This window comes from Kitasatospora sp. NPDC036755 (genome assembly GCF_040636595.1).
Lineage (GTDB): Bacteria > Actinomycetota > Actinomycetes > Streptomycetales > Streptomycetaceae > Kitasatospora.
In genome coordinates, this window is record NZ_JBEZUT010000235.1 from 1 (window position 1) to 13,763 (window position 13,763).

Annotated in this window: 7 protein-coding genes; all 7 read left to right on the forward strand. The window is 74.9% G+C overall.

The annotated features are described in order from the left end of the window. Nucleotides 1–7 precede the first annotated feature (7 nt). On the forward strand, nt 8–3,412 hold the full coding sequence (locus AB0E96_RS28720) for an amino acid adenylation domain-containing protein (protein ID WP_359828555.1): 3,405 nt from the start codon (nt 8–10) through the stop codon (nt 3,410–3,412). Further along, a complete protein-coding gene (locus AB0E96_RS28725; RefSeq protein ID WP_359828543.1) occupies nt 3,409–6,567 on the forward strand; it encodes an amino acid adenylation domain-containing protein in 3,159 nt (1,052 codons plus the stop codon). The genes AB0E96_RS28720 and AB0E96_RS28725 overlap by 4 nt, the downstream gene beginning before the upstream one ends. Nucleotides 6,568–6,662: 95 nt before the next feature. Next, the gene (locus AB0E96_RS28730) at nt 6,663–7,043 is read left to right on the forward strand and encodes a nuclear transport factor 2 family protein (protein WP_359828545.1); all 381 of its coding nucleotides are present in this window, start codon (nt 6,663–6,665) and stop codon (nt 7,041–7,043) included. Nucleotides 7,044–7,184: 141 nt separating this feature from the next. Further along, nucleotides 7,185–9,119: a non-ribosomal peptide synthetase gene (locus AB0E96_RS28735; protein ID WP_359828547.1), complete on the forward strand. Its 1,935-nt coding sequence runs from the start codon at nt 7,185–7,187 to the stop codon at nt 9,117–9,119. Continuing rightward, nucleotides 9,116–10,351: a cytochrome P450 gene (locus tag AB0E96_RS28740; protein WP_359828549.1), complete on the forward strand. Its 1,236-nt coding sequence runs from the start codon at nt 9,116–9,118 to the stop codon at nt 10,349–10,351. Before AB0E96_RS28735 ends, AB0E96_RS28740 begins: the two co-directional genes overlap by 4 nt. 80 nt (nt 10,352–10,431) lie before the next feature. Continuing rightward, a complete protein-coding gene (locus AB0E96_RS28745; RefSeq protein ID WP_359828551.1) occupies nt 10,432–11,190 on the forward strand; it encodes an alpha/beta fold hydrolase in 759 nt (252 codons plus the stop codon). Between the two features lie 272 nt (nt 11,191–11,462). After that, nucleotides 11,463–13,682, forward strand: coding sequence for a catalase (locus tag AB0E96_RS28750; protein WP_359828553.1), 2,220 nt, complete (start codon nt 11,463–11,465; stop codon nt 13,680–13,682). Nucleotides 13,683–13,763 lie beyond the last annotated feature (81 nt).

The window sequence follows — 13,763 nt, forward strand, 5'->3', positions numbered from 1 at the left end:
CGACCGCCTGCAGAGCCAACTCGACTACTGGCGAACGCAGTTGTCCGGTCTATCGGCGCTGGACCTGCCCACCGACCGGCCGCGCGGACCGGCCCGCGCGGGCCGGGGCGAGCGGATCACCTTCACGGTGCCCGAGGAACTGGCCGAGCGGTTGCGGCGGTTGGGCCGGCGGCACGGCGCGACGATGTTCATGACGATGCTCGCCGGGTTCCAGGCCCTGCTGGCCCGCTACAGCGGGCAGTCCGACGTGGCGGTCGGCACGCCGGTCGCGGGCCGCGCCCGTCCGGAACTGGACCAGCTGGTGGGCTCGTTCATCAACACCGTGGTCCTGCGCACCGACCTCGCGGACGACCCTGGCTTCGCCGAACTGCTCGACCGGGTCCGCCGGACCGCCCTGGACGCCTACGCGCACCAGGACGTGCCGTTCGAGCGGCTGGTGCAGGAGCTGCGGCCGGCCCGCGGCCTCGACCGCAACCCGCTGTTCCAGGTGATGGTCGCCGGCCTGTCCGACCCGACCGCCTCCCTCCGGCTGGCGGGGGCGGAGGTGGAGCCGATGGAGGTCGACAACGGCACGGCCAAGGTCGACCTCAGCCTGGTGATAGCCGACCGGCCGAGCGGCCCGGCCGGGGCCGCCGGCACGACCGCGGCCGCCGGCACGATCGCGGCCGCCGGCACGACCGGGACCGTGGCCTTCGACACCGGCCTGTTCGACCGCGCGACCGTGGAGCGCCTGGTCGGCCACTACCTCCGGCTGCTGGGCGCCGCGGCCGACGACCCCGACCGTCCCGTCTCGCGCCTCGACCTGCTCACCGAGGCCGAGCGCGAGGCGCTGCTGGTGGCCGCCAACGCCACCGACGAACCCGTACCCGCCGACCTCTGCGTGCACGAGCTGGTCGAGGAGCGGGCCCGGCTGACCCCCGACGCGGTGGCGGTCCGCTGCGGCACCGAGCGACTGACCTACCGGGAACTCGACCGACGGGCCAACCGCCTGGCCCGACACCTGCGGGCCAGGGGAGCACGGCCCGAGCGCCTGGTCGGCGTCTGCCTGCCGCGCTCGGCGGACCTGGTGGTGGCCCTGCTGGCCGTCCTCAAGTCGGGCGCCGCCTACCTGCCGCTGGATCCGGACCTCCCGGCCCGGCGGATGTCGTTCATGCTCGCCGACGCCGACGTGCCGCTGCTGCTCACCCGGCGCTCCCTGGCCGACCGGCTGCCGCGGCACGGCGCCGAGACGGTGTGGCTGGACGCCGAGGCCCCGCTGGTCGCGGCCCTGCCCGGGGACGCGCTGCCGCCGCTCGCGACGCCCGCCAACCTGGCGTACTCGATCTACACCTCCGGTTCGACCGGCCGCCCCAAGGCCGTGCTGGTCCCGCACGAGGGCGTGGTCAACTACCTGGTGGTCCGCGGCCGGCAGCTGGACCTCGACGGCGCCGACGTCGTCGCCTCGGTGGCCTCGATCTCCTTCGACGTCATCGTCCCCCAGGTGCTCATGCCGCTGGCCTGGGGCGCCGGCGTGGTGATCGCCCCGTCGGAGGTCGCGGTCGACGGCCCGCGCCTGACGGAGATGATGCGCGAGTTCGGCGTCACCACGCTCATGGCCACCCCGGCCACCTGGCTCCTGCTGCTGGACGGCGGCTGGCCGGGCGGCCGGTTCCAGGCGATCTGCGTGGGCGAAGCGCTCCAGCCCGCCCTGGCCCGGCGGCTCCTCGAGCGGGTCTCCACCCTGTGGAACGGCTACGGTCCCACCGAGGCCTCCGTCGGCTGTGTCACCCGGCGGGTGGACGCCGACCGGGACCTCGCCCGGCCGGGAGGGTCCGTTCCGATCGGCCGGCCGCTCGGCAACCTCCGGATCTACCTGCTGGACCCGGCCGGCGCCCCGGTGCCCGCCGGCGTCCCGGGGGAGATCCACATCGGCGGGGCCGGCGTCACCCGCGGGTACGCCGGCCGGCCGGGGCTGACCGCCGAACGCTTCGTGCCCGATCCCTTCGGCGCGGACGGCGGCCGGCTGTACCGGACCGGCGACCTGGCCCGGTACCTGCCCGACGGCAGCCTGCTCTTCCTCGGCCGCACCGACGAGCAGGTGAAGATCCGCGGGTACCGCATCGAGCCGGGCGAGATCGAGGCCGCGCTGAGCGCGCGGCCCGGTGTCGCCAGGGCCGCGGTGACGGTGCGGGGTTGCGGGACGGACGCCGAACTGGCCGGCTACCTGGTGTGGCAGGACCGGCCCGGCGACCTGGCGGACGTGCGCCGCTCCCTGCGCGAGACCCTGCCCGAGTTCATGGTGCCCGCGACGCTGACCGCGCTCGACCGGATCCCGTTGACGACGAACGGCAAGGTGGACCGCGCGGCCCTGCCCGCGCCCGCCCGCCACGGCCACGGGGCCGGCGCGCTCCCGCCGCGGGACGTGCCGGAACTCCTGATGGCCAGGATCTGGGAGCGGGTGCTGGGCACCCCGCGGGTCGGCGTCCGGGACGACTTCTTCGCCCTGGGCGGGCACTCCCTCAGGGCGGTCGAGCTCGTGGAGGCGATCCGGCGGGAGTGGGGGGTCACCGTGCCGCTCAACACGGTGTTCCGCCACCCCACCGTCGAGGGGCTGTGCGCGGAACTGCCCGACGCGTCGCGGGACCTGCGACGGCTGCTCGTCCCGCTGGCCGAAGGGGACCGACGCCGGGCGCCGCTGGTCCTGGTGCACCCGCAGAGCGGGGACGTGTCCTCCTTCCTGCACCTGGCCGGACGGCTGGCGGAGCACCCCGCCGAATCCCCTGGGGGTGCCCGGCCCGTCCTCGGCCTGGAGGCCGTCGGCTACAACACCGACGAGCCGCCCCTGGCCACCGTCGAGGAGCAGGCGCGACGCTACCTGCGGGAGCTGCGGTCCGTCCTGCCCGACGGCCCGTACCTGCTGGCCGGCTGGTCCTTCGGCGGGCTGGTCGCCTTCGAGATGGCCCGCCTGCTGGAGGAGCAGGGCAACCCCCCGGAATTCCTCGGGATCATCGACGTCGGAGCGCCCGCGTCCACCGGTGGAGCCGTCGACGGGCCGGGCGGGGACCTCCACGAACCCGACGAGCAGGAGGCCCTCTCCCTGCTGTTCCACGACGCGCACGCCCGCGAGCACCTGCCCGAGCGCGGACGAACCGAACAACTGCGGCGCATGGCAAGGGTGTTCACCGCCAACGGGGCCGCCGCCCGGCGCTACCGGTCGACGGCCCGGCTGAGGACGCCGATCCACCTGTTCACGAGCGCCGAGACCCACCCCGAACTCGCCGGCCCGGCCGTGGACCCCGCCCGGTGGCGGGACCGCACCCGGGGGGCGCTGAGCGTGCTCGAAGTCCCCGGAAACCACCACGACATGCTGTCGCCGCCGCACGTCGCATCCTTCGCCGACGCGCTGTCGGCCGTCCTGGAGGAGCTCGGATGAGTCACGGACACGGGTTGCCGCTGTCGTCGGCGCAGTCCGGCATCTGGTTCGCCCACCAGCTGCGCCCCGACAGCCCCGCCTACAACACCGGCGAGTACGTGGACATCCCCGGGCCGATCGACCCGGAGCTGTTCGAGACGGCCGTGCGGCGGGTGGTGGACGAGACCGAGTCCCTGCGCGTCCGCCTCACCGACGGTGCCGAGGGCCCCCGCCAGGTCGTCACCGAGTCGCCCGACTGGTCGATGCACCACGCCGACCTCACATCGGCACCGGATCCGCTGCGGGCGGCCGAGCGCTGGATGCGGGCGGACCTGTCCACCCCGGTCGGGCTCACCCGGGGCCCGCTCTTCCGCCAGGCCCTGTTCACCCTCGCGCCGGACCGCCACGTCTGGTACCAGCGCGTCCACCACATCGTGGTCGACGGCTTCAGCATGTCGCTCATCGCGCGCCGCGTCGCCAGGACCTACACCGCTCTCGTCCAGGGCAGGGCCGGCGCCGGACCGGCCTTCGGGCCGCTGAGCCTGCTGCTGGAGCACGACGCCGCCTACCGAGCGTCCGAACAGCCCCGACAGGACCGGGAGTTCTGGGCAGGCCGGCTCGCCGGACGGCCGGACCCCGTCAGCCTCGCCCGCCGATCGGCACCCGCCTCGGACGGCTTTCTGCGCCGGACCGGCAGCCTCGACGCGCCCACCCTGGCCGCGCTGCGGCGGGCCGCGCGACCCGCCGGGGCGAGCTGGCCCGCCGCCTTCACCGCGACGGTCGCCGCGTACCTCCACCGTCTCAGCGGCGAGCGGGACATCGTGCTCAGCATGCCGGTGACCGGGCGCACCGGCTCCGGCGCGCCGGCCGTGCCCGGCATGGTGGCGAACGTGGTGCCGCTGCGGCTGAGCGTCCGCCCCGAACAGGGGCTGTCCGCACTCGTGCGGCAGGTGGCCGAGGAGGTCGCCGCCCTGCGCCGCCACCAGCGCCACCGCAGCGAGGACCTGCGCAGGGAGCTGGACCCGGCCCGGTCGGAGCGGGTCCTGTTCGGGCCCGTCGTCAACATCATGTCCTTCTACTACCACCTGGACTTCGCGGGCGTCCGGGCCACCGTGCACAACCTGTCCAACGGGCCGGTCGAGGACCTCTCCTTCTCCGTCTACGACCGCTCCGACGGCACCGAGCCCCGGCTCGACGTCGACGCGAACCCCGCGCTCTACTCCGAGGCCGAACTCGCCGCCCACCAGCGGCGGTTCCTCCGGTTCCTGGACGCGGTGGCCTCCGCCGACCCGGACCGGCCGATCGGCCGGCCCGACCTCCTCACGCCCGAGGAACGGCACCGGACCGTCGTGGCAGCCAACCGCACCGCGCGGCCGCTGCCGCACCCGACGGTGCCGTCGGCCTTCGCCGCCGAGGTCGCGCGCACGCCCGACGCGCCCGCCGTGGTGTGCGGCGAAACCACCCTGACCTACGCGGAGTTGAACGCCCGGGCCAACCGGCTGGCCCACCGGCTCATCGCCCTCGGCGTCCGCTGCGACAGCACGGTGGCCGTGCTCATGGAACGCTCCGTCGACGTGGTGGTCGCGGTCCTGGCGGTCAGCAAGGCCGGCGGCGCCTACGTGCCGCTGGACACCCGGGCCCCGGCGGCCCGCCTGCGCCGCGTCCTGGACGACACCGGGGCGGCAGTGCTGCTCACCCACCGGGCGACCCGGGAGCAGGTGCCGTCCCCCGGCACACCGGGTGTCGTCGTCGACGCCGACCCGGGCCTCGCCGACCAGCCGGCCACCGACCCCGTCGTGCCGCTGCGCCCGGACCACCTGGCCTGCGTCCTGTACACCTCGGGGTCCACGGGCACGCCGAAGGGGGTGGCGCTGAGCCACCGCAACGTCATCAGCCTGACCGCGCAGCACTGCTGGCGCGAGGCGGACGGCCCGCGGGTCCTCGCGCACTCCCCGCACGCCTTCGACGCGTCCACCTTCGAGTGGTGGGTGCCGCTGCTCAACGGGGGCCGGGTGGTCGTGGCCCCGCCCGGCGAGCTGGCACTCGCGGACCTCCACCGGCTCATCGTCGAGCACGAGGTCGGCGCGCTCTGGCTGACGGCCGGGTTGTTCCGGGTGTTCGCCGAGGAGTCCCCCGGCACGCTGGCCGGGGTCGGCCAGGTGTGGACCGGCGGCGACATCGTGCCGGCCGACGCGGTCCGGCGCGTGCTGGCCCGGTGCCCGGACTCCGTGGTGGTCGCCGGGTACGGCCCGACCGAGGCCACCACGTTCACCACACGCCGGGTGCTCCGCCCTGGCCGGGCCGTGCCCGACGTCGTCCCCCTCGGCCGGCCGGTGGACAACCGGCGGGTGTACGTCCTGGACGAGGAGCTGTCGCCGGTGCCGCCGGGAGTGGCCGGCGTGCTGTACGTCGCCGGTCCGGGCGTGGCCCGCGGATACCTCGGCCACCCCCGCCGGACGGCCTCCCAGTTCCTGCCGTGCCCGTTCGGCGAACCGGGGGAGCGGATGTACCGCACGGGCGACGTGGTCCGCTGGAACGCCGAGGGGGAGCTGGAGTTCCTCGGCCGCGCGGACGAGCAGGTCAAACTCCACGGCTTCCGCATCGAGCTGGGCGAGATCGAGGCGGTCCTGGCCGGGCACCCCGCCGTCGCCCAGGCGACCGTGGTCGCCGGCCGGGGCGCCTCGCCCGGCAGGCACCTGATCGGTTACGTCGTCCCCGCCGGGGACCGGGCGCTCGACCCGGCCTCGGTGCGGGAGCACGCCGCCGCGGCGCTGCCGGACTACATGGTGCCCTCGGCGATCGTCACGCTCGAGGCCTTCCCCCTGACGCCCCGGGGGAAGATCGACCGGGCCGCGCTGCCCGTCCCGGACCCGGCACCGGCACCGGCCGGGCCGGCCCCGCGCACCCCGGCCGAGCAGGCGGTGTGCGCGCTGTTCGCCGAGGTGCTCGGCCGGCCCGAAGTGGGCGTCGACGACGGCTTCTTCGCGCTGGGCGGCAACTCCCTGCTCGCGACCCGGCTGGTCAACCGGGTGCGGGCGCGGTTCGGCCGGGAGATCACCCTCGGCGCCCTGTTCCAGGCGCCCACGCCGGCGCGCCTGGCCGAAGCGATCGAGGACGCCCCGGACGCCGCGGCCGCGCCGGCCCTCTCACCCCGTACCCGACTCCGAGCCCCCTGACGGCGATCACAGGAAGCACCTTCGGCATGGTCCACAGCCCTTCCCGATCCGACGAGACCCCGGCACCGCCCGCGACACCGCCCACGACACCGTCCGTGACACCGGAAGCCCCGACGGCCCCGCCACCGGCGGTGTCCCAGGTCCGCCGGTACTACCGGCTCGTCGACGCCGGCGACGTACCCGCACTGGTCGCCCTGTTCACCCCGGACGCCCGCTACCACCGCCCCGGATACCCGCCCATGGTCGGGCACGCCGAACTGGAACGCTTCTACCGCGACCAGCGGGTGATCCGCTCCGGTGTGCACACCCTGGCCACCGTGGTCACGACCGACGACGAGGTGGCCGTGCACGGCCTGTTCCGCGGCGTGCTGCACGGCGGCGACGAGGTCGAGCTGCGGTTCGCGGACTTCTTCCGGATGACGCCGCAGGGCCGCATCGCCGCGCGGGACACCTTCTTCCACGTGCCGGCGGTCTGAGGCCCGGCCACGACGGGCCGCAATGGTCACAACGGCCGCGGCAGCCGAAACGGCCGCAGCGGCACCCGGCGGCGACCGCCCTCGCGGTCGCGCCTTCAACCCCGACGGGGACACCCTTCAGCACAGGAAAGCGGGAAGCAGTTGACCAACACGGTCCTCACCTCCGACATCCCGGCGTTCGTCGGCACCGGACGGCCGCCCTTCGAAGCCCGGGCGATCCACGAGCTGGTCGCCGAACAGGCGGAGCGGGCCCCGCACGCGCCCGCCGTCACCTGCGACGGACGGACCCTGACCTACCGGCAGCTCAATGACCGCGCCAACCGGCTCGCCGAGCGGCTGCGGGCCGCCGGACTGGCACAGGAGGACGTCGTCGGCGTGCTGGTGCCCCGGTCACCGGAGCTGATCGTGGCCCTGCTCGCCGTCCTCATCGCGGGCGGCGCCTACCTCGGACTCGAACCGGACGACCCGGCCGCCCGCCACGCGCTGCTGCTGGAGGACGCCGGCGCGGGCATGGTGATCACCGGGGAGGCCCGGCGGGGGCAACTGCCCGGCACCGTCGTCACGGTGACGGAGGGCGGCCCCGTGCGGGAGTCCGCCGCCGCGTCGGCGGCACCGGCCCGCCCCTGCGACCCCGACCGGCTCGCCTACGTCAGCTACACCTCCGGCTCCACCGGCGAGCCCAAGGGCGTCGGCGTGCCCCACCGGGCGATCGACCGGCTCGTCCGGGGCGCGGACTGGGTGGACGTCCGGGCCGGGGACGTCTTCTTCCACCTCGCGCCGGTCGCCTTCGACGCGTCCACGTTCGAGATCTGGGCCCCCCTGGTCAACGGCTGCCGACTGGTCCTCTTCCCTCCGGTCGCCATCACGCTGGAGCACGTGGCGCGCGTCGTCCGGGCCGAGCGCGTGACGGTCCTGCTGCTGACCACCGGCCTCCTCCACCAGATGGTGAGCTCCCACCCGGAGGCGTTCGCCGACGTGCGGCACGTCCTCACCGGGGGCGACGTGGCCTCCCCGGGCCACGTCCGGCACCTGCTGGCCCGCCACCCGCAACTGCTCTTCACCAACGGCTACGGACCGACCGAGAACACCACGTACACGACCTGCTGGACCAGCAGCACCCTCCCGGAGCTGCGGAGCGTGCCGATCGGCCGCCCGATCAGCGGCACCAGGGTCGCCGTGCTCGACGACGGGCTCCGGCCGGTGCCCGTCGGCGAGTGCGGGGAGCTGTACGTGGCCGGGGCGGGCCTGGCCCGCGGCTACCTGGGCCGCCCGGCCGCGACCGCCGAACGGTTCCTGCCCGATCCGTTCGGCACCGAGCCCGGCGCCCGGATGTACCGGACCGGCGACCTCGTGCGCCGGCTGCCGGACGGCACCCTGGAGTTCGTGGGACGCGCGGACGACCAGGTCAAGGTCCAGGGCTACCGCGCCGAACCGCGCGCCGTCGAGGTCGAGTTGGAACGGCTCCCCGGCGTACGGCACGCGGTCGTGCTGCCGCAGTCCGACCCTGCGGGCGGCACCCGGCTGCTGGCCTACGTGGTGCCCGCGGAGTCCGGTCCGGAGGGCGGCGCCGACCTCGGCCGGCGACTGCGCCACGAACTGCGGGACAGGCTCCCGGACTACCTGATCCCCTGGGCGATCCTCGTCCGTCCCGAACTGCCGGTGAACCGCAACGGCAAGATCGACCGCCGGGCCCTGCCCACCGCCACCCGGGTACCGCGCAACGTGCCCAACGAGTTCGTCCCGCCCCGCACCGAGGTGCAGACGCGGCTGGCCGACCTGTGGGGCGACGTCCTCGGCGTCGAACCGGTCGGTGTCGACGACGACTTCTTCGACCTCGGCGGACACTCCCTGCTGGCCACCGACCTCCTGGTCGCCACCCAGCGCGAGTTCGACGTGGACCTCCCCGCGCAGACCCTGTACATGTCGCCGACCGTCGCCGAGCTGGCGGCGGCCCTCACCGAGCGGACGCGGACCTCGCGCCCGGACGGCCAGGCGGACGGCCCGGCCGGGAGCGGGAGCCCGGCCGGCGCGGCGGAGGTTCCGGCCGACGCGGCGGGGGAGGAGCGGCCCCGATGACGGCGGTCCCCCCGACCCCGCGCTGCCCCGTCCTCGCCCCGCGGCCGGTCGACCTGATCGACCCCGACCTCTACCGCACGGGCGGGGCGCACGAGGCGTGGCGACGGCTGCGCCGCGAGGCCCCGGTGAGCTGGCAGCCGGTCGGCGACATCGGCTACTGGTCGATCGTCGGCCACGCCGAGGCCAACCGGGTCCTCCGCGACCACGCCGCGTTCACCTCCGAACAGGGCACCCTGCTCAACCTCCTCGGCAAGGGCGACCCGGCCGGCGGCCGCCAGATGGCCGCGACCGACCCGCCCCGGCACGCGCACCTGCGCGGCCCGCTGCAACAGGCGCTGTCGATCAAGACGGTGGAGAACGACCGGGAGGCCATCCGCCGGGTCGTCGTCGAACTGCTCCGGCCGCTGGCCGACGGCGGCCCGTACGACTTCGCGGCCGCCATGGCCACCCTGCCGATGGCGGTGATCGGCACCATGATGGCGCTGCCGCGACCGGACTGGCCGCGGCTGGTCCGGCTCGCCCACGCCTGCATCGCCGCGGACGACCCCGCGTTCCAGCTCGCCGACGGACCCGAGGCCACGCTCGTGACCGCCCACCGCGAACTGTTCGCCTACTTCCAGGACCTCGTCACCGCGCGCCGTCGCGCACCGGGTGACGACCTGGTCAGCGTGCTGCTCACGATGGAACTGGACGGGCGCCGGCTGTCGCCGGGCGAGATCGTGTCCAACTGCTACAGCCTGCTGCTCGGCGCGACCGTCACCACCGCCCAGCCGCCCGTCGCGGCGATGGCCGAACTGGCCGGGACCGGTGTCCCGGACGACTGGGCGGCCCACCCGGAGCTGCTCGGCAGCGGCGTGGAGGAAGCCCTGCGATGGGCGTCGCCCACCCAGCACTTCATGCGCCACGCCACCCGGGACGTCGAGGTCCGGGGCGTGCCGATCCCCGCGGGGGACGCGGTCGTCGTCTGGCTGGCGTCGGCCAACCGCGACGAGAGCGTGTTCGCCGATCCGTACACCTTCGACATCCGGCGGCGGCCCAACAGGCACATCGCCTTCGGCGTCGGCGCGCACTACTGCATCGGCCACACCGTCGCGCGGGTGGCCCTGCGGATCCTGTTCGCCGAACTGCTCGGCCGGTTCACCGGGTTCGAGCTCGCCGGGGCGCCGCGGCGGATGCGCTCGAACGTCATCGCGGGCTTCACCCACCTGCCGATCACCGCACGGCCCCGGTAGCGGCCGCCGCCCCGGCCGCCGTCACCGCGGCGCCCTCATCGCCGCGCACCCGAGAAGAAACCCCACACGGAAGGTCATCAGTGGACGCTCCGACGGCCCGTACCCGCAACAAGTGGTTCCTGCGCGAGCCGTCGCCGGTGGCACCGGCGAGGCTGTTCTGCCTGCCCTTCTCCGGGTGCGGTGCGAGCATGTACCGCCAGTGGCCGTCGTCGGTCGACGGCGTCGAGGTCTGCCCCGTGCAGCCGCCCGGCCGGGAGAACCGGATGCGCGAGCCCGCCCACACCACCTACGAGGCGCTGGCCGACGACCTCTGCGAAGCGCTGGGCCCGTACCTGGACCGCCCCTACGCCCTGTTCGGCCACTGCGGGTCCGCGCTGGCGGCGTACGAGACCGCCGTACGGCTGGTCCGGCGGGGCTGCCCGGCCCCGGCCAGGCTGTTCGTCTCCTCCGAGGTCGCGCCGCAGGACGGCCCCTACGGCCGCTTCCTCGGCATGAGCGACGACGAGCTGGCCGCCGAACTGCGCGGACTGGTCGCGGAGCTGGGCGGCACCCTGGAACCGAGCCTGCTCGCGCTCTACCTCGGCGTCCTGCGCAACGACGTCGAGATGAACAAGCGGTACCACGTCGCCGAGCCGGTCCGGCTGCCGTGCCCGGTCACCGCCGTCGGCTGGACCGAGGACACGGGCATCGCGCCGTCCCTGATGACCGGCTGGTCGGCCTGCGGCGACACGACCTTCGAACTCCTGGAAGGGGGCCACTACCGGTTCATCGAGGCACCGGCGGAGCTGCTGGCGCTCCTGGTCGCGGACCTGACCCCCACCGGCTCCCGCGCGTCCTGACCCGGCGGCCACGGCCCGTTCGGAGCAGCGCCAGGGTGAACCGCGGACGCGGTGCGGGACGGGGCGGCGCGTGCGGGGGAGACTCGGCGGGCGAGGATCGTCGAGCGACTGCCGGCCCCTTTAGGGCCGCTGGCCGCGTGCTCCCGCCGAACGCTGGCAGACGGCGGTGGGCCGGCCTCGCGATCACAGCGCCCGGGCGTCGGGACGGCCCGGATCGAGTGTCCGGCGCCCCGCCGACCCCCGGCGGGGCGAGTCTTCCGATCGGAGTACTGATGGACAAGCCCAATCCCGCACGCCGGCCGACCGACCAGGGGCCCGGTGCCCCCGGTCCGCAGGCGCCGTCCGTGGCGGAACCGACCGAGCCGCGGGCGCCGCTGCAGCCGAAGCCCGACCAGGAGGCGCCCGCCCCGGTGTCGGCGACCGGTCGAGCCGCCGGCACCGAGGCCGCGCGGGCCCAGAACGGCGGATTCCTGACCACGGCGCAGGGCGTCCGCCTGCCCGACGGCGACCACTCGCTCAAGGCCGGGCCCCGTGGCCCCGTGCTGCTGCAGGACCACCACCTGCGCGAGAAGATCACGCACTTCGATCACGAGCGGATCCCGGAGCGCGTGGTGCACGCCCGCGGCGCGGCGGCGCACGGCGTCTTCCGGGGCTACGGCACGGCGGCGGGGGTGACCAAGGCGGCGTTCCTGGCCGAGGGGGTGGAGACACCGGTGTTCGTGCGGTTCTCCACCGTGCTGGGTTCGCGCGGCTCGGCGGACACGGTCCGTGACACCCGCGGGTTCGCCACCAAGTTCTACACCGGCCAGGGCGTCTTCGACCTGGTCGGCAACAACATCCCGGTGTTCTTCATCCAGGACGCGATCAAGTTCCCGGACATCGTCCATGCCGCCAAGCCGCACCCGGATCGGGAGATCCCGCAGGCACAGAGCGCGCACGACACGTTCTGGGACTTCGTCTCCCTGCACACCGAGGCCACCCACCACACCCTGTGGAACATGTCCGACCGCGGCATCCCGCGCTCCTACCGGATGATGGAGGGCTTCGGGATCCACACCTTCCGGCTGGTCGACGCCGAGGGCGCGAGCACCCTGGTGAAGTTCCACTGGAAGCCGAAGGCGGGTGTGCACTCGCTGGTGTGGGAGGAGGCGCAGCTGATCGGCGGCGCGGACCCCGACTTCCACCGCCGGGACCTGGCGGACGCGATCGAGGCCGGGGCGTTCCCGCAGTGGGAGCTCGGCATCCAGACGTTCCCGGACTCGCCGGAGCAGACCTTCGAGGGCATCGACCTGCTCGACCCGACCAAGATCGTCCCCGAGGAACTCGCCCCGGTCCGGCCGATCGGCCTGATGACGCTCAACGCCAACCCCACCGACTACTTCGCCGAGACCGAGCAGGTCGCCTTCCACCCGGGCCACCTCGTGCCCGGCATCGACATCACCGACGACCCGCTGCTCTCCGGCCGCCTGTTCTCCTACCTCGACACCCAGATCACGCGGCTCGGCGGCCCGAACTTCGCCCAGATCCCGGTCAACCGCACCCACGCCCCGGTCAACGACATGCTCCGTGACGGCTTCCACCAGGACGCCGTCCACACCGGCGTCGCGCCGTACAAGCCGAACTCGCTCGACGGCGGCTGCCCGTTCTTCGCCGGCACCGCCGACCACGCCTTCGTGGAGCACCTCACCCCGGTCGCCGCCGGAGCCAAGGTGCGCGAGGCACCCGCCTCGTTCGACGACCACTTCAGCCAGCCCCGACTGTTCTGGCTGAGCCTGAGCCCGGTGGAGCGCGAGCACGTGATCGCCGCCTACACCTTCGAACTGTCCAAGTGCTACGAGCAGGCGATCAGGGAACGCGTGCTGACCGTCCTGGCGCGGATCGACGACGAGCTCTGCCGGGAGGTCGCCGCCGGACTGGGCCTGCCGGCACCGAGCGCCGCGGTGCGGGCCGACATCACCCCGAGCCCTGCCCTGTCCCAGGTCGGGCAGCGGTGGCCCGCGACCGGCCGGGTGCTCGGCATCGTCGCCGGCCCCGGCGGGGACCCCGCCGTCGTCCGCGGCATGCGCGACGCCGCCCGTGCGGCGGGCCTGCTGCCGCTGGTCGTCGGCCCCACCGGAGCACCGCTGGCCGACGACCTCGGTGTGCAGCGGACCTTCGCCGCCGCCCGGTCCGTCGAGTTCGACGCGCTCCTGGTGGCCCACGCTCCCGAGCCGGGTGCCGATGACCGGGGGGCACGGGATGCCAAGTCCGGCGCGGTCGCGGGCGGGCAGCGGACGCTCGACTCCAGGGTCGTCCTGCTGGTGAACGAGGCCTACCGGCACGCCAAGCCGATCGCCGGCCTCGCGGACGCCCGTGCCCTCTGGTCGGCGGCGGGGGTCGATCCGCACGCCCCGGGCGTGTTCACCGAGACGGACGGTGAACGGGCCGTCTCCGCGCTGGTCGATCAACTCGGCACGCACCGCGTCTGGGAGCGCTTCCCCGCCGCGGGCTGACTCCTACCGGCGCGGGGCGGGGCCCCGCCGGGGGGGCCCACGGGGGGGGGCGCCCGGGGCCCCGCCGCGGGCGGGCGGCCC

Bases quoted from the DNA above. Each gene is read 5' to 3' on its own strand.
- AB0E96_RS28725 (WP_359828543.1), top strand. From the start codon at position 3,409: ATGAGTCACGGACACGGGTTGCCGCTGTCGTCGGCGCAGTCCGGCATC.
- AB0E96_RS28740 (WP_359828549.1), top strand. From the start codon at position 9,116: ATGACGGCGGTCCCCCCGACCCCGCGCTGCCCCGTCCTCGCCCCGCGG.
- AB0E96_RS28750 (WP_359828553.1), top strand. From the start codon at position 11,463: ATGGACAAGCCCAATCCCGCACGCCGGCCGACCGACCAGGGGCCCGGT.